Raw genomic sequence first — 16,834 nt, 5'->3', positions numbered from 1 at the left:
AGAATTATAATGTGATAGTGCAACTTCTGCAATTAATATAGTTAACGTACTTGCTAGTAGAGTAAAAAATAAATATTAATAAACTATAAAAGTTAATCAGCCTATAAATGGAAGTTTATAGGCTGATTGTTTGGTTTTATTGTTATAGCTTAATCTACTTTATAACAATAGGTGCGCTATATAATTCAGACATAGCCTCACTGAATTCATCTACTTGAACTGAGTCATGAACAATTTTAGTTGTAATAAGCATCACTAGCTCAGTACGTGTAAATGTATCGGTAGTACTAGAAAATAATTTACCTAGAATAGGTAAAGAACCTAAAACGGGAACGCCATTTTCAATAGCATTTTTATTTTTTTGAATTAAACCACCTAACGCTACTGTTTGCCCATTTCGTGAAATAATTTCAGTGTTAATTGCACGGTTAGTTATGGTAGGCGTTTGAACTTGTGTATTCGCACTAGCTTTACTACTACTAACAGACATAGTTATGCTTAATGATATAACGCCATTTGAATTAATTGTCGGGGTAATTGATACATTAACACCTGTTGAGCGATATTGAACAGAATTTGAAACTGACCCTGTGTTACCTACATCTTCAACCACTTGGGTAATAATTGGAATTTGATCACCAGAACTAATAGACGCCGACTGTCCATCACGAACAATTAAATAAGGTCTCGAAATAACTCTTGCATCATCTTGCTCTTCGCTCCAATTTAAGTTGGCTTGCCAATTACCTGAAGTGAAAACACCTGCAATAGACCCTGAACTCAAAAGGTCCACTTTAGCTAAATTAGATTTATTGGTGGAGTTATCATAAAGCCAGTCGATGCCCGATTTCATATCATCTTTAAGCGTTACTTCTAAAATAGTAACATCTAAAATAACCTGCCCAGGTAACACATCGATCTTTTCTAACAATGATAAAATCTTTTTATATTCAATTGGTGTAACGTTAAAAATTAAAGCATTTTGTTGCTTATCTAAACTAAATTGCGTCTTTACTCCTGAGGTAGTGTTACGCGCACTATTCTTACTTTGATCGCTACCACTATTTGGTGATGTATTAGATGGAGCCCCACTTAAAAGACTTTTAAGTGCCGTTTGCATATCTTCTGCTTTAGCATACTGAGGTTTGTAAACAAAGTATTGTTTTTGATCGCCAGCTAATGGTACATCAAGTTTTTTTGCCCAGTAGTGAATTCTATCAATTACCTCCTCACTTGCAGCATAAGCAACAAAAGAGTTAATTCTAGTCATTGGTACAAAGGAAATGTCAGCAGGAGTATTAATTGAGAATCCATCTTCTTTTAACAACTCTGTTATTTGGTTGATTGCATCCTCAGGTGTTACGTGAGCAAATTCAAATAATCGTATTTTTCGACCGAAAGCGCGGGGGACATCTAACATATTAATAATTTTTAAAGCACGAATTATTTCTTTACGTTCGCCTTCTAAAATAATTAACTTTTGTGATGAATTAATCGTAACTTGCGCCGTAGAAAGCTTTTTCATAATACTACTAATATTACGACTTTCACTATAAGTATAAGGAACAATATGTGTAATAGGGCCGCTAATATCGGGAACATCTATTTCATTAATACCAATACCTAATGTAATACTATTTTTTTTGTTATTACGAGACGCCTTAGCTAGGTATAGAATGTCATCTTTTCTGTAAGTGCTTATTTCATTTTGAGTTAAGGTTTCATTTACTGAAGCATAAAAAGCGGTACGTGAAATAGGAGTTGAAATATTTAAGGTTAAACTCGTTTTAGAAGCAGCTAAATCGGGAGCTAATACGTAATTCATATTCAATAATTCATTAAATACTTTATGCGAAAACTCTTTGACGCCTAATTGGTCAGCAACAAAAGTAACTGGCTCACCTTCAAGGTGTAAATCTTTTTTAGCTTGGTCAATAGACTTATTTATACCTCCCAAATCAGGTACTTCAGTCACATTAAATTTACCATTTAAGTCATCGTTAGTTACCTTTTTATCATCGGATTCTTTTTCGTCCATCACATTAGTACGTAGTATTGAAGGATTAATAGAAATTTCAGAATCTCTTAGGTTTATTTCTTTAATTGCCTCATCTTGCTTTGTTGTAGTACAGGCTACAAGAGAAAATAAAGCAAAAGTGATAACTATCTTTTTTATATTGATATAAGAGGTGTTCATAATGAGTCAGATACTTCCTTCGGTAAATCAGTGACTGAAATAATAGTGGTTTTAAATATTTTTAAAGTAACGTGTTTCTCACCATTATTTAGTTCTGCAGAACTTGGATTAATTGCCGTTAAGGTATAATCATAAAGTTTATCCCCTACCAGCATATCAAATTGTTTTTTCTCACCTTCAACTAAGGTTTTTATACGTAATTTATGTTTATTGTCTGAGGTATATATAACTAAGATTTCGACTTCAACATCTTTGGTTCTTGTTGTTATTAACTCAATGTCGCTTTCATCTTTTTGATAATCAATACCCAGAAACAAAGCCAAATTTTCAATGTTTGTAACGGGGGGCGTAAATTTATCTATCACTAAAGAGTTAGGCGCTTGTTCAGGTACGTCGATACTGTCGTTTGTTATTAAGATAGTAGTGAAAAAAAGCCAACATAACCCTAAAAATACAAAAGTAGCAATTAGAATATTTCTCATGAGCGCTTAAACACCTTTAAAAACTCAATGTCAGCAGTCACAACATCAGATGTGGCTTTATTACTATTTAAACGTAATTGCCTTACTCTGTTGCCTATTTGATAATTCTCAAGTTTTTCAAGTAAATTTAATACCTTATTATAACTTCCAGTAACATTAATTCTGCCAGAAAATACAGCAAACTCTTGATTAATTTCAATTTCTCGCAATGGTGATTTCCTATTCACTTTTAAATCGTACTTGGTTAAGTGACTTTCTACTTCTTTAAGCCAAACAACAGCAGAGTCTTCTTTGTGTTTTATAACTACAAAATCAGCTAACTCATTAGTGAAATCAGTTTCAAGTACTTTTCTTTGTTGCTCTAGAATAACAGCTTTGGCAATTAATTTTTGCTGTTTAAGTAAAGTCGCTTGTTGAGCCTTAATAGTGGCTCTTGCTTCATCAACCCACTCAAACCAAGGTAAAACTATAAATTCTGACAATAATATAATAATTATAGTGATTATTCCGCCAGTCTTTAAATTCAATGAAAAACCGCTCATATGAATACTACCTCTATCACAAATACATCTTCACCTGAGCGGTTTTTTGAAACTGCTCTAGAGAACTTAGCACTACTAACTGAAGGTTGTTTTAATAAAATAGCTAAAAGGTTAGTTGCCGATGTTTCAGAAGTACCGGTGAGCTTAACTCCTTTCGGATGTAGATCAACTCTTTGAATATTATACTTTTCACCTTCAAAACTAAAATCACTAAGTATTGAAAGTACATTTCTATTCTCTTGTGCAAATAAATCAAATTCTTGTTTAGATTGATATTTTGTTTTTAATTCACTTTGGGTTCTTAAAGATTGGTTTACAGCCCCTTTATTATTAATCACCAGATCTTTGTAGTAGCTTAAACTCATATTAAGATAAATTGACGATATTAATGTAAAAATAAAGACACAAGAAAAGCTAAATACAAGCAGTTGTTTAAGAGAAATACGTTGTTTTTTCTGGTCCTCGTTTTTTGCTTTAGTTACATAAAAGCCAACGAGGTTATAAAAACTCGTTTTACCAACCTCCAATACTTTGTTATCAATGTTACCTGAGTTGTTTATATTCGAAATAAAGTCGATATTTTTTTCATTATTTAATGGTTTACTATCTAAAGGGTAAACAAACTGACACTCTTTATTAATCGCGGCCATATATTCTTTAGGTACCGCAAAGTAAACTACATTTGCTTGTGTTGTGTTAACCTTTTTTATTTGCCAAAAAACAGTGCCTGAAAAGGGTGCTATTGTTGCTGCTTCTGCTTTAATTAGTTTAGGTAAATCAGCAATATTAATATTGCTGTAATGGCGTTCAGCTTGCCAGTATGAATCACGTTCGAGTAAACAAATATTAGCCAATACTCGTTTTTTAATTGGTTTTTTTAAATGAAATAATCCATTTTTTTCACTAAAAGCGTAGCCAATACTAAAATAATTTTCTATACAAAAAAAACGTCTAAAATAATTTTTCATTGGTTATGAAAAAAGGCTGCAAAGTTTCCAGCCCCCTAGTTAAGAGAAATTGTTTATTTAAAGAAACACCCTTGTCATCAAATGATAACTTAACCAAATAACGGCCAGAAGGGTAGTTGTACCCCCCTTCAGACGCTGATTGTAGAGCATATTCTTTATTATTTGTTATATGTATTCCAGCCGCGGAGTATAAAGCCTCAGGCGTATATTGTCTATTAATATAGCCTTGACCATAAAGAACTAGCCAAGGAGATATTTTATTATAAAGACTGGGTTCAAGCATATAGGCGAGTTCTGTTACGTTCTGAATTTGCATGTTTGATGGAAAGAAAGGGTAGTTAAGATAATCGCCATTTTCTTTACCCTCAAGTCGAGTAAGAGAATCAGCATCTTGCCAGTCGTCCAACCTGTCTTTAAATGCTAATAAATCTTCATTAGTGTAACCTTGAGTAATTAGCAATTTATTAAAATTTTTTTCATCTAACGGTAACAGAGAGACTAAGCCACCTAAGTCTTGTACTGCGATAGATACTGCACCATTAGTTGAAGCAGAACCTTTGAAGTCATCTACCAAAGACTCAAATATTACCGAGTCTGAAACATATTTTGGGCCAACCAGATGCAACGGTGACGTTATAAGGTCATAAGTAAAGTTAGCCTGTGTGTTTCTTAGACTGATTTCTGCTAATGTTCTATGCTTAACCAACCCCGTTAGTTTCATATCTAACCGACTTTGATGTAGCATTAATGTCATAATAATAGACATTATAGCGGTAATCATTATAACAATCAGTAATGCTGCACCTTGTTGGTTATGAAATTTACCCTGAGGTTGCATTTTTATCTCGCTTCGCTTGTGGCAGTTCTTGCGGCATTTTAAACATAAACTCACTGGGTATTAAGCTTTTTTCAATCGCGGCTTTTATTCTAATGAACAATGGTAACGTTAATGTTTCAGCACTTCTGTACTCGTCTCGCCATATAGGCTGAGGTCGCACTGAAATATTAAGATATTCTGAATTATAATTATCTAACTCATACGCATCTTTCCAACTAAAATAAGCAAAACTAATATTTTCCCCCGTCAAATATAATTTACTATCATGACAATCAGAATCACGAAATTGATAATTTTGAAGTGATATACTTCCTAGTGCGCGTTCACAATAGCGTAGTTCTTTGCCTGAATTAGCAATAAAAAGGGTAGCAATAACTAAAGGTTCATTTAGGTAACTAGAGGTATATGAAATAAACGAAACACTATTTTTTTTACCGTGAAAAAACAATTTAGACTTGTTATTAAAACTAAGGTAATAATAGGGTTCAATTGCTCTAATGCTAGTATTAATTATTTTACGTTGTGTGAGTAGGCTAAGAGCATAAGCCTGTTTATTTTTATCACCTGTTGCAGTAAAAAAGTATCGATACGACGAAACTGCTAACGTCATTACAATACTAAAAATAACCATAGCAACAAGTACTTCAATGAGCGTATAACCTTTATATTTTTTCATTGAATTGCCCACAATAGCTCGGAATACTCAAAAATAGCCTTTTTATTACCAACTGGTGTAATTGTTATATCATAAAGCGTTAAAAGGTCTTTTGGTGTCACCCTTCTACTTTCAGAATTACTAAGCTCTCTCATTGGCGGTTTAGCTTCTTTTATACGTGCAGACCACTGATATTCAGTATTAGCAATTAAGAATGTTCCTTGTCTTTCTTGAGTGTATTCAAGATGGTATTTAATAGTTCCTTGAGAAAACTCAGCCAAGTAGGCATGTTCGATTGTTTTTGCTAATCTTTGCTCGTTCAATATTTTAGTACGAGTAACCATACTAATAACACTAATAGAAATAAAAAGAATAATACCCGCGATAAGTACTTCAATAAGTGTCATTCCGCGCTGCTTATATTTTAATTTCAACCGGTACTTCCTCACCTTTTCTAATAATGCTTAGCGTATAACTGTTGAAGTTAGACTGTTGGTCAACACGTAACGTTTGTTTTTCAAAGCTGAGTGTTTTAAATTCAAGCACACGTAAAACTTCTCCGTCGTTTTGATCTTCTATTGAGAGGTTGTTATTATTGATTCTGACTTCTAATACTCCACCTTTGTAATAGGCGTAATGGCGACAGTAGTTAACCAAAGATTTTATTTTTGCCACTTCTGAACGATATTGGGTTTGCTCAAGTTGTTGCCACATAGAGGGCACAACCAATGATGAGCTTAAGCCAATTAGCACTAATACGATTAATAACTCTATTAATGTAAAGCCTTTGTGAGAATGATAACTAAAACGATACATCGTTAATCGACACAATACTTAATAGCATAATTATAACTACTGAGCCGACAATACCACCCATAACTAATATCAATAAAGGTTCTAGTAATGCAGTAAATTTCATCAACCAACTTTCGAAGTTCTGTCGCGATCTTGAAGCAATTTCACGAAAAGAATTAGCTAAGGTACCACTTTCCTCACCAACAGCGACAAGTGAAAGCGCCACATCATCAAATAAGTGTACAGTTTGTAAGCTATCGCTCAGTTGGCTTCCGGACGAAACCTGGCTCGCAATGGTAATCAGCTTTTGTTTTAGTTGAACATCTATAACAGTTTCACCAGCAAGTTTAAGCGCGTTAGATAAGTTAACTCCGCTTTCGAGAGTAAGTTGTAAAGCTGTTGCAAAACGAATTCTGTCAGCTTTATTGGTTACGCTTTTAATTAAAGGTAGCTTAACCACAAAGGTCATGAATTGATTTCGAGTTTTAGGCTGGTTAAATAAATAAATGCCTGAAAAAATCAAGGATATAACAAGGATAAGCGCATGAATTTGATACTGTTGAACATTTTGACTTACATCAAGTAAAAACTGTGTGTATGAAGGTACCTCCTCCATCGACTCAAACATGGTGGACATACTCGGTACTACAAAGTTAAAAATAGCCCAAATAGCACTAATACAAACCAGTAAAATGAAAAAAGGATAACTTATGGCTTGTATTACCTTATTTCTCAAACCTATTTGAAAACGTAGGTTTTCACTTAAACGGGTAAATACTTTAGGCAAATTACCGGTACTTTCTCCTATTTTTACCATTTCGCAATACAATGTCGAGAATATATCCACTTGAGTTTCGATAGATTCACTCAACGATTTTCCTTTTTTAAGCTCTTCAAGAATTATTTTCCATATTCTACCAATACCACTTTTACTATTGGTTCGAGATAATACCTCAAGAGCTTTATCAATCTTCAAACCGTTGTTCAATAAAATAGATAATTGCTCTGTAGACTGTTCAATATCAGTTAAAGTTACCTTAGAAGAGGAGGGCGTTAATTTTATCGCCGAAATACTAATAACTAATAAATTTCGTTGGGTAAGCAGTTGCTTTGCTTCTGCATTATTCTCTGCACTAAGCTCGCCTGTTTCATGCTTACCGGCACGGTTATATGCTTTATAGCGAAATAACTGACTCACCCAGCCACCCTAAGTACTTCGTCAATAGAAGTAACACCTTGTAATGCTTTAAGAAAACCATCTTCCTTTAATGAACGCAAGTTGTTTTCCTTCATTAATAAATGTAAATTATCTAACAGTTTTTCATCTTTTGGTAAACGTTTTACTTGAATATCACATGGCAAATACTCTAAAAAGGCGACACGTCCCAAGTAACCAGAGTTTTCACAATGTGAACAACCAACTGATGTGTAAATGGTAAAGTTATCAATATTATAGTTCTTCGCTAACTCAGCAAGATCATATTTTTCTATCAGTTCAATTTCTTCGCTGGGCTTTTTACAGTGGCTACATAAGGTCCTTGCTAGGCGTTGAGCCATAATAGAAACTAAGCCAGCATTAAGTAAGTATTCTTCAATACCCAACTCCATTAAACGCGTATAGGCAGATGGTGCATCATTGGTATGTACGGTACTAAAAACCAAATGGCCAGTTAGTGCAGATTGCAATGCTATTTTAGCGGTTTCATTATCCCTGATCTCACCAACCATAATCACATCGGGATCTTGGCGAACAATACTACGAAGCCCAGCAGAAAAGTCGAAACCAATATCAGGGTTTACTTGAACTTGGTTTATGCCAGGTAACTGATACTCTATAGGATCTTCTAATGTGATAATTTTAATATCTAGTGTATTTATTTGATTTAAAAAAGAGTATAGAGAAGTGGTTTTACCCGATCCGGTTGGGCCAGTCATTAAAATAACACCGGATGTGCGTTTTAAATCTTCATTAACTCTTGCAATAAGATCTTCAGCATATCCGAGTTTTTGTAAGTCGAATTTAACTGCATTTTTAATCAAAAATCTCATAACAACACTTTCACCCTGACCCAAGGGTAGAGTAGAGCAACGGATATCCAAATCAGTACTGCCTGCACGCATTTCTATCTTTCCATCTTGTGGGCGTCTTTTTTCGGCGATATCCATGTTTGATAGAATTTTTATGCGCGAAATAACAGCCAATTGTAAGCTATGTGGGATAGGATCTGCTTCTTTTAAAATACCGTCTATGCGATATCGAGCTCTAAAGCGACCATTAATTGGCTCTATATGTAAATCAGAAGCACCTAATTTAATCCCTTTATTGATCAGGTTATTTACTAAATTTACAGTAGGAGCTCCTAGAGCAAGCTCTTTAAGCATTTCAACATTGTCACCGCTAATATCCACGCTGTGCGCATTCGGTAATAGTGTTTTATATTGTTCTTGGAATAGCTCAAAATCTTTTTCGGTAATACAGACAAAGTTTACGTCGTAAGGTAAAAAGCGCGTATAGTCAAAGGCCTCACAGTGGTGTGGAGAGCAAATTGCAATGGTTAGCGCGCGGGCTTCTATATTAACGACGATCATTTGGTATTTTGCTAAAAAATCGAAATTAACATCATTCAATGTGGAAATTTGTACAGAAGTTAGGTTAAAACCAGCTTGCCAATGAGGTATTGATAATAACTGGCAATACATTTCACATAACTGGTCTTCATCAATCCAGCCTGAATGCGATAATATTTGCTCTATATTATGTCCTGAACTTACTTGATAATTTTTTGCTTCATCAAGTCTATTACTATCAATTAACTCATATTGGCGAATGTAAGCTTCAACTTTAGCGTTCCACATTATAATTCCACATCAGCGTCTTCACCTTCACCGCCTTCTTTTTTATCTCTACCTAAACTTTTTAACGAAAAGCCTTCACCAGTTTGTTCGTTTTTAGTACGACTATATTGATAAGTGTTTTTCCATGGATCTAAAGGAATTGCTTTGGGAAAATAAGGGCCGTCCCACCATTCATCCTCAGAAGAAACGAGCTGATTTAAATTATCAGGATAATACCCTATATCTAAACGGTATGAGTCTAATGCGGTAGCAATGACTTGCATTTGTGCTTTTGCAGTACCTACCTTTGCTGTTGCTACCTTGCTAAACATACGAGGTGCTACAATCGCAGATAACAATCCCAAAATTACCATAACAATAAGTAATTCAACTAAGGTAAATCCTGAATTTTTACGCGTATAATTTTTCATATGCCTCTAACTTTTCGTACGTGTACGGTGTTAGCAACTTTGTGATGTTATCGTAAAGTTGCATTGTTATGTTACTGAACTTATTCGTATATAAAAACCATAATTACAATTAAACTTCAATGTAATTATGGTTTTTACTCAATTATTACTGAGCTAATAACTTATCAATAATGATGGTAAAGCTTTCAACTGAACCTGTTCCGCTAACTATTTCATAATCTGTAATAACACCACCTTGGCGCTTTCCAATAACAAAAGTAGGCGTAGCAGCAAACCCTAGTTTTTTTGCTTCAAGCAATGAGTTAGAAATTTTATTATGGACTTGAACATCCTTTAAACAGGCTTCAAATTTTGCTTTGTCTAAATTATTATCAGTAATAATAGTTTCCATATCACTTGCTTGCAATTGTGAACCCTTCTTAAATAAAAAATTCTTAGCGTCAGTATAACTACCTTGTGCTGCAGCACAACGTAAAGCTACTGCGGCATAAGCTGCTCTTGGGTGAATGTTAGCTAACGGTAGTTCTTTACCTACAAATAACACTTTGCCCGTATCAATATAATCAGCTTTTAATTGTGGCCATATGTTTTTGTGGTAACGAGCACAAAAAGGGCAATGTAAATCAGTAAATTCAAGCAATACAATACGAGCGTCTTCACTACCAACACGTTGGCCATCCTTAATTGAAATTTCATCAGCACGCACTAATTCACCCAGCCCCACTTTTTGAGCGACTAGCGTTTGAATATGTTTAAGTGCTTTTATTTCTGATTTTAACTGTGTTATTTCTGCTTGTGTTTCTGTTGAATTGTTTTGACAAGCACTTATTAAAATAGCTAGTGCGACAATGATTAACTTTTTCACATGTTTTCCTTTAATAAATAAGTTTAGTAATACCCAATAACTGGGAGGGAATTAGAATTATTTTCGATTAATTCAAAATAAAAAAACCCCCGCAATTGCGAGGGTTTTTATTGTACTGTTTAGTTTTTATTTAGCAATTAATAACCTGTACTTATTGGCTAACATCATTAAATAAATGTAACTAAATTTGTAATAGTACTATTACTGTGACCATTCGTTTTGGTCAAGTACTGGCATTACACGGTCTAAACCACCAAGTACTTTTTGTACAGCAACACCATGAACTGAATCACGAGGAGCAGTTACAGTAAATGTTACTGTATGACGGTTAATACCTGATTTCATGTTAGAACCTAAGTCACCTTCAGCATAACCGCCGTCTGGGCCAGTATAGCTTTTTTGAGACATCGCTTCAGCTAGTAACTCAGATACTAAGTAAACTACAGAAGATTGTGCAGGAACAGTACCTAAAGCAACAGCCGTAACTTTACGAGTGTTTAATGTACCGTCATCTGATTCACCAAACATATCGAAAGTAACTTCAGCAGCTTCATCATGTTCGTTAGTAATACGTACGAAGTTACCTTCAGCAGAAATTACGTAAGGAACTTTAAGAACCGCACCGTTTACACCAATATCGTGTGTGTTCTTTTCTTGAGCACAGTGATCTAACAAGCTTTGGTCAGAAAAGTCTAATGTGTAATGAGTATCAACTTTGTAGTTGAAATCCATGATTTCATCACCAGTGTTAGCCGTACGCTCGTTTGTTACAACATAAAACATTTCGTTATAAGCTGCACCGAACAAGTTAGAGTCAGCTGCCGCTGGGTTAGTTTCAACTGTAACATCTTCTCTAGGAGTAAATACTAAAGTAGCTTCAGTATCATACATTGTTGCAGTTGCTTCAGTTAAACCAAAATCACCCCATATAACAGTGTCTTCAACTTCTTCTTGTTGAGATAGTGCTGCATTTGCTGCTGCTGTAAGATCTTGAGCGTTATAAAAGCCCATTTCAACTTCTGCACCAGGGTTAGAGCTAGCTACAAATTTAGTCTCTAAGTGATCATCAGCGTGAATTGTATGGTTACGTTCTAGTACTGCAGCTCTATCGTAGAATGAAGTTTTGTAAATAACTTGTTGTTGTTGAACAACTAAGTTGTCATCTGGCGTAGCAGAGTCAAATACAAACTGAGTACGTGCAACAACAGCTGCACCTGCAATGTCTGAACTTTCAGCATTTACTAATGCTTCAGCAGTTGAACCGCCGTGTAATGCGTAAAACTGTGGAGAAATCTCAGCAATAATATTTTTCTTTGAGATAGCACCTTCAATACTATAACCTAAACCACCATCAGTTTTTGCTTTTGTAACAGAAAGCGTTACAGAAGATGAACTGTCAGCAGTAGTACATTGTGAATTACCTAAATCAATGCCTACAGGTTCAAGGTCAGCAAAGCCTGCACCATCAGATACACGAGAAAGCACTAAACGTGAACCAGCGCCGATAGTAACACCTGATTTAGTAATAAAAGTAATTACATTTTCACCATCTACTTGACCATCTGATGATGCTGCAGTAAGAAATGAACCATCAGCAGCAACTTCATCATATTTAGCAAGGTGAATAAGGTTGTTATTACCTGCAAATTTTGCATTTGACCCAGTAAGTGTCATTTCAATCAATGTTCCCGGAGGAATATCGGTTGTAGGAATATACACAATATGTTGGTCTGTACCTGTAGCAACATCAACTGCTTCATCAGTATTATCAAAGTCAACTACATATTGGTTTTTACCATCAGCGTCTACATTAGTAAGCTCGTACGCAATACCGATAGAGTCATTAACCGCTAAATCTGCATCACGAACATCATTAACACTACAAGATGCTTTTGTAAAAAGCGTATCAAAATCAGTCACTGCGCCATCTGCACCTGTTTGGTATACTTCAAAACAAGCTTCTGTACCAGCGAAAGCAGAAGTTGAGGCTAAAACACCAGCAACAGCTAAAGGTAACGCGGCTAAATTAAATTTTTTCATTCGAGATTATCTCCATTTTTTATTTTAAGTTACTTATATATATTAAATAACTTGTGAACACGTGTTCAGTTTAAACTAGTTAGTTTCTATTCACTACCATTTTAATCACGTTCAAATTTATTATTGTAAAAAGCGCAGCTACCATAATAAAGAATTCTAATATTGGCATGCCGTTCCTTTACTACTTTTGTAATGTAAGCTTACACTTGATTACAATTACTATAAAAAGCACGAGCTAAAACAATAACGAGACTGAAATTTAAAGGCTCACTCGCTTATTGTCAACTAGTTAGTCTAAAAAAATGTGTTTAAATCATAAAAAGTGTAAAAATGTGTAAAATTCATACAAGCCATTCAATTATTTTACAATTTTTATGCAATTTTATTCATGTGGTAAGGAAGTTAAAGTTGTAATTTGTGAACGCTGCTTTGCTCAGTTTATATTTTTATTTTTTTTATCTTCTTGTTTTTAAGGCTGTTTTAAATAATACATACGTAGGTTTACATGTTACTCTTTAATAGATAAGTATTATGAGTAAAGTATATAAAGGTGTAATGGCATATATCGTTATTTATATAGCTTTTAGCTAATTATAATCGAACCATTTACCGGAAACTATTTATATATAAGCGGATATAGTATTTAATTTACTTAAAATAAGAGCAATTTAGAAAGTCTATGATTAATAAAATCACAAAAGCAGTAATCCCCGTCGCAGGTCTTGGCACACGCATGTTACCTGCAACGAAAGCTATTCCTAAAGAAATGTTGCCTATTGTCGATAAACCCATGATTCAATATATTGTTGATGAATGTGTTGCTGCAGGCATTACTGAAATCGTGTTGGTGACTCATTCGTCTAAAAATGCCATTGAAAATCATTTTGACAAATCTTTTGAGCTTGAAACTACCTTAGAAAAACGCGTTAAACGGCAATTATTAGAAGAAATTCAAGCGATTTGCCCTAAAGGGATTACTATAATGCATGTTCGACAAGGGGAAGCAAAAGGCTTAGGTCATGCGGTATTAAAAGCACACCCAATTATTGGTAATGCGCCTTTTGTGGTTATATTACCTGATGTTCTGTTGGACAATGCTAGCAGTGATTTACACACAGAAAATTTAGCTGCAATGTTAAGGCGATATAATGAAACAACGCATAGCCAAATAATGGTTGAACCTGTGTCGATGGCATTAGTGAGCAGTTATGGTGTGGTTGATTGTGCAGGGCAAGAGTTAGCTGCAGGCGAGTCGAAACCAATGTCAGCAATTGTTGAAAAGCCGCCAGTAGTAGAAGCTCCTTCTAACTTAGCTGTTGTAGGGCGATATGTATTATCTGAAAAAATTTGGGGTTTATTAAAGTTAACACCACCGGGTGCTGGTGATGAAATTCAATTAACTGATGCGATTGCTATGTTGATGGAAAAAGAAGCCGTTGAAGCATTTCATATGACGGGTAAATCACACGACTGTGGTTCTAAGCTTGGTTATTTAAAAGCGAATGTAACTTATGGTTTACGGGATAAAGAATTTGGTAGTGAATTCAAAGACTTTTTACGAACATTAATAGCAAAAGGAAGTTAAGTAGCGTGTTAACGAATTTTTTTGATTTTTCTACTGCAACGATACAAGCAAATAAACGACTAATTACCAGCCTTTTTAATGATAAACCTCGTATCAACGATTTCTCAATAAGCGCAGCAAGTCTCTTTCTTGATTATTCAAAACAAAATGTCAGTTTGAATGAATTAACAAATTTAGTTAATTGGGCTGAATCAACTGAATTACCCCGAAAAATTCAAGCGCAGTTTTCAGGAGAAAAAATTAATATCACAGAAAACCGTTCAGTTTTACATACCGTTTTGAGAGCACCCAACCCTATAAAAAGAAAAGTCATACCAGAATGTGCCGAAGCGGTTATTAGTACTGAATTAAAAATGAGTAAAATTGTTTCTGATGTTTGCTCTGGCAAACTAAAAAGTTATAGCGAAGAAGCTTTTACTGACGTGTTAGTGATTGGTATTGGAGGATCTTTTTATGGTGTTAAAGTTAGCTTAACTGCTTTGCAGCCATATCACACTACGGGATTAAATGTACATTTTTTAGCTAATGTTGATGGTGGTGCTGTTAAAGAAAAACTTGATAAATTAATGCCTGGTACTACGCTGGTTATTGTAATCTCTAAAACGTTTTCAACCCAAGAAACGAGATTAAATGCTCAAGCAGTAAAACAATGGATGTTGTCTTCTTTATGTGAAAATAGCGCTAATGTTTGCATGGAGAAACAGTGGCTTGCTGTTACGGCAAATGCTGAAAAAGCTAAAGATTTTGGTTTGAAAACACCGCATATATTACCTATTTGGGACTGGCTAGGTGGCAGGTTTTCGTTATGGTCGGCGGTTGGTTTACCCTTAGCACTCGCGATTGGCAATGAGAATTTTTCAAAGTTAAAGCAGGGGGCATTCGAGATGGATAGGCACTTTACCACCGCAGATTTTAAAAATAATATGCCTGTAATTATGGCATTGTTAGGTATGTGGAATCGAAATGGCTTGAATTACTCCAGTTTAGCTATAATTCCCTATGAACATGGGTTAAGAGCATTGCCTGGCTATTTGCAGCAAACTGATATGGAAAGCAATGGTAAATCTGTCTCCATCAATGGAGAAAAACTTCCTTGGTTGACAGCGCCTATTTTATTTGGTCAAGAAGGCACTAATGGGCAACATGCTTTTATGCAATTAATGCATCAAAGTGATGAAGTTATTCCTACTGATTTTATTGTTTCTATAAAAGGAAGTAGTCAATTTAATGAGCACCATAAAGCTTTAGTAGCTAATTGTTTTGCTCAAAGTGAAGCGTTAATGCAAGGTAAGAGTTTACAAGAAGTAACATTAGACATGTTAGCTGAAGGCAACAGTGTTAATAAAGTTGATCAATTAGCGCCACATAAAACTATGAAAGGCAATACGCCAAGTAATACGTTACTTTTGCCGTCATTAAACCCTCAATCCCTTGGGGCTTTACTGGCGTTATACGAGCATAAGATATTTGTTCAAGGAGTGTTATGGCAATTAAATTCATTTGATCAATGGGGAGTGGAGTTAGGTAAGCAACTAAGTAGTCAGGTATTAGAAGCTATGAATGGCAAGCCAATTAATACGTTATCACCTTCAAGTCAATCTTTAATTAAACGCTTTATTAATGCTTAGTTTAACGGTTAGGTGATCAGACGTAAATAGATTAAGGATGTTGGCATTATCATTTATAATGCCAACACAAGAGTGCAATGTTATTCTATTTCGTTTGCTTCTTGAATTCTTTCTAATCTAGCCTGCTCTTCGGCAAATGCTGCTTTAATTTCTTCTAAAACGGTATCAACATCGGCAGATTGCGTATTTTCTTTATATAAGCCGGTAAGCTTTGTTTCTGGTGTTAATTCACCACTTTCAAATAGCGCCCACATTTCTTGTGCGTATTTGGTTTTTAAAAGTTGTGGCGCAAACTGCCCATAATAATCAGTAATATTATCAACATCACGTTGTAGCATAGCTTTCGCATTATTATTAGCAGCGGCATTTACGGCTTGCGGCAAATCAATAATAACAGGGCCGTAATCGTCTACGAGCACATTAAACTCTGATAAATCTCCATGGACGATACCAGCACATAACATGCGCATGACATAAATCATCATAAGTTGATGATCTTCAATGGCTTGTTCTGACGACATAACCACATCGTTTAAACGTGGGGCTACATCACCGTCATCTGTCGTGACAAGTTCCATTAATAAAACCCCTTCAAAACATCCGAAAGGGGCGGGAACTCTAACATCTGCGCTAGCGAGTAAGTAAAGTGCATCTACTTCAGCATTTTGCCACGCTTCTTCTTGTTGTTTTCTGCCATAACTCGAACCTTTCTCCATAGCCCTTGAGCGACGACTATTCCTACTTTTTCTACCTTCTTGATACTGCGCTGCTTTTTTAAAGCTACGTTGATTGACTTCTTTATAAACTTTAGCGCAGCGAATATCGTCACCACTGCGAACAACATACACAGTGGCTTCTTTGCCGCTCATTAATTGGCTAATAACTTCGTCAATTAAGCCATCATCAAGCAATGGTTGTAAGCGCTTAGGTGTTTTCATAACTGTCTTTTGTTAGAAAAGTAAGAGTGAAAAAG

16 protein-coding genes are annotated in these 16,834 nt (G+C 35.0%); 2 read left to right on the top strand and 14 right to left on the bottom strand.

The features are described from left to right. Positions 1 to 154: 154 nt before the first annotated feature. From AC27G3_RS03385 to AC27G3_RS03325, 13 genes are all read right to left on the bottom strand, one after another. Positions 155 to 2,197: a secretin N-terminal domain-containing protein gene (locus tag AC27G3_RS03385; RefSeq protein ID WP_487118797.1), complete on the bottom strand. Its 2,043-nt coding sequence runs from the start codon at positions 2,195 to 2,197 to the stop codon at positions 155 to 157. Beyond that, positions 2,194 to 2,679, bottom strand: coding sequence for a hypothetical protein (locus AC27G3_RS03380; protein ID WP_487118795.1), 486 nt, complete (start codon positions 2,677 to 2,679; stop codon positions 2,194 to 2,196). Before AC27G3_RS03380 ends, AC27G3_RS03385 begins: the two co-directional genes overlap by 4 nt. Continuing rightward, on the bottom strand, positions 2,676 to 3,221 hold the full coding sequence (locus AC27G3_RS03375; protein WP_487118793.1) for a hypothetical protein: 546 nt from the start codon (positions 3,219 to 3,221) through the stop codon (positions 2,676 to 2,678). Before AC27G3_RS03375 ends, AC27G3_RS03380 begins: the two co-directional genes overlap by 4 nt. Continuing rightward, entirely contained in the window at positions 3,218 to 4,189 is a 972-nt protein-coding gene (locus tag AC27G3_RS03370) for a hypothetical protein (protein WP_487118791.1), read from the bottom strand. Before AC27G3_RS03370 ends, AC27G3_RS03375 begins: the two co-directional genes overlap by 4 nt. Further along, positions 4,173 to 5,027 (bottom strand): hypothetical protein, encoded by an 855-nt coding sequence (locus AC27G3_RS03365; RefSeq protein ID WP_487118790.1) that lies wholly within the window; start codon positions 5,025 to 5,027, stop codon positions 4,173 to 4,175. Before AC27G3_RS03365 ends, AC27G3_RS03370 begins: the two co-directional genes overlap by 17 nt. Next, positions 5,011 to 5,703, bottom strand: coding sequence for a prepilin-type N-terminal cleavage/methylation domain-containing protein (locus AC27G3_RS03360; RefSeq protein WP_487118788.1), 693 nt, complete (start codon positions 5,701 to 5,703; stop codon positions 5,011 to 5,013). Before AC27G3_RS03360 ends, AC27G3_RS03365 begins: the two co-directional genes overlap by 17 nt. Then, complete coding sequence (locus tag AC27G3_RS03355) at positions 5,700 to 6,089, bottom strand: hypothetical protein (RefSeq protein ID WP_487118787.1); 390 nt, start codon at positions 6,087 to 6,089, stop codon at positions 5,700 to 5,702. The genes AC27G3_RS03360 and AC27G3_RS03355 overlap by 4 nt, the downstream gene beginning before the upstream one ends. A 10-nt stretch (positions 6,090 to 6,099) precedes the next feature. Continuing rightward, a complete protein-coding gene (locus tag AC27G3_RS03350) occupies positions 6,100 to 6,498 on the bottom strand; it encodes a prepilin-type N-terminal cleavage/methylation domain-containing protein (RefSeq protein WP_487118785.1) in 399 nt (132 codons plus the stop codon). Then, on the bottom strand, positions 6,485 to 7,675 hold the full coding sequence (locus AC27G3_RS03345; RefSeq protein WP_487118783.1) for a type II secretion system F family protein: 1,191 nt from the start codon (positions 7,673 to 7,675) through the stop codon (positions 6,485 to 6,487). The genes AC27G3_RS03350 and AC27G3_RS03345 overlap by 14 nt, the downstream gene beginning before the upstream one ends. Continuing rightward, complete coding sequence (locus AC27G3_RS03340) at positions 7,672 to 9,333, bottom strand: GspE/PulE family protein (protein ID WP_487118781.1); 1,662 nt, start codon at positions 9,331 to 9,333, stop codon at positions 7,672 to 7,674. The genes AC27G3_RS03345 and AC27G3_RS03340 overlap by 4 nt, the downstream gene beginning before the upstream one ends. Next, complete coding sequence (gene gspG / locus AC27G3_RS03335; RefSeq protein WP_487118779.1) at positions 9,333 to 9,743, bottom strand: type II secretion system major pseudopilin GspG; 411 nt, start codon at positions 9,741 to 9,743, stop codon at positions 9,333 to 9,335. The genes AC27G3_RS03340 and gspG overlap by 1 nt, the downstream gene beginning before the upstream one ends. Before the next feature lie 145 nt (positions 9,744 to 9,888). Then, the gene (locus AC27G3_RS03330) at positions 9,889 to 10,608 is read right to left on the bottom strand and encodes a DsbA family protein (protein WP_487118777.1); all 720 of its coding nucleotides are present in this window, start codon (positions 10,606 to 10,608) and stop codon (positions 9,889 to 9,891) included. A gap of 201 nt (positions 10,609 to 10,809) precedes the next feature. After that, complete coding sequence (locus AC27G3_RS03325) at positions 10,810 to 12,648, bottom strand: hypothetical protein (RefSeq protein ID WP_487118775.1); 1,839 nt, start codon at positions 12,646 to 12,648, stop codon at positions 10,810 to 10,812. Positions 12,649 to 13,327: 679 nt separating this feature from the next. Between AC27G3_RS03325 and galU the strand changes: the two genes are divergently transcribed. Both galU and pgi read left to right on the top strand, forming a co-directional pair. Further along, positions 13,328 to 14,233 (top strand): UTP--glucose-1-phosphate uridylyltransferase GalU, encoded by a 906-nt coding sequence (galU, locus tag AC27G3_RS03320; RefSeq protein WP_487118773.1) that lies wholly within the window; start codon positions 13,328 to 13,330, stop codon positions 14,231 to 14,233. Positions 14,234 to 14,238: 5 nt separating this feature from the next. Then, positions 14,239 to 15,861: a glucose-6-phosphate isomerase gene (gene pgi, locus AC27G3_RS03315; protein ID WP_487118771.1), complete on the top strand. Its 1,623-nt coding sequence runs from the start codon at positions 14,239 to 14,241 to the stop codon at positions 15,859 to 15,861. An 80-nt stretch (positions 15,862 to 15,941) separates the two neighbouring features. Here the strand turns inward: pgi and AC27G3_RS03310 are convergent, their stop codons facing one another. Further along, positions 15,942 to 16,799, bottom strand: a complete 858-nt coding sequence (locus AC27G3_RS03310; protein WP_487118769.1) for a PA4780 family RIO1-like protein kinase — start codon at positions 16,797 to 16,799, stop codon at positions 15,942 to 15,944. Positions 16,800 to 16,834 lie beyond the last annotated feature (35 nt).

This window comes from Colwellia sp. SU-HH01217 (assembly GCF_057543495.1).
This window is presented reverse-complemented; position numbering and strand designations above follow the sequence as displayed.

Bases quoted from the DNA above. Each gene is read 5' to 3' on its own strand.
- galU (WP_487118773.1), top strand. From the start codon at position 13,328: ATGATTAATAAAATCACAAAAGCAGTAATCCCCGTCGCAGGTCTTGGC.
- AC27G3_RS03350 (WP_487118785.1), bottom strand. From the start codon at position 6,498: ATGTATCGTTTTAGTTATCATTCTCACAAAGGCTTTACATTAATAGAG.
- AC27G3_RS03355 (WP_487118787.1), bottom strand. From the start codon at position 6,089: ATGACACTTATTGAAGTACTTATCGCGGGTATTATTCTTTTTATTTCT.
- AC27G3_RS03340 (WP_487118781.1), bottom strand. From the start codon at position 9,333: ATGTGGAACGCTAAAGTTGAAGCTTACATTCGCCAATATGAGTTAATT.
- AC27G3_RS03325 (WP_487118775.1), bottom strand. From the start codon at position 12,648: ATGAAAAAATTTAATTTAGCCGCGTTACCTTTAGCTGTTGCTGGTGTT.
- AC27G3_RS03360 (WP_487118788.1), bottom strand. From the start codon at position 5,703: ATGAAAAAATATAAAGGTTATACGCTCATTGAAGTACTTGTTGCTATG.
- AC27G3_RS03385 (WP_487118797.1), bottom strand. From the start codon at position 2,197: ATGAACACCTCTTATATCAATATAAAAAAGATAGTTATCACTTTTGCT.
- gspG (WP_487118779.1), bottom strand. From the start codon at position 9,743: ATGAAAAATTATACGCGTAAAAATTCAGGATTTACCTTAGTTGAATTA.
- AC27G3_RS03375 (WP_487118793.1), bottom strand. From the start codon at position 3,221: ATGAGCGGTTTTTCATTGAATTTAAAGACTGGCGGAATAATCACTATA.
- AC27G3_RS03365 (WP_487118790.1), bottom strand. From the start codon at position 5,027: ATGCAACCTCAGGGTAAATTTCATAACCAACAAGGTGCAGCATTACTG.
- AC27G3_RS03370 (WP_487118791.1), bottom strand. From the start codon at position 4,189: ATGAAAAATTATTTTAGACGTTTTTTTTGTATAGAAAATTATTTTAGT.
- AC27G3_RS03310 (WP_487118769.1), bottom strand. From the start codon at position 16,799: ATGAAAACACCTAAGCGCTTACAACCATTGCTTGATGATGGCTTAATT.
- AC27G3_RS03380 (WP_487118795.1), bottom strand. From the start codon at position 2,679: ATGAGAAATATTCTAATTGCTACTTTTGTATTTTTAGGGTTATGTTGG.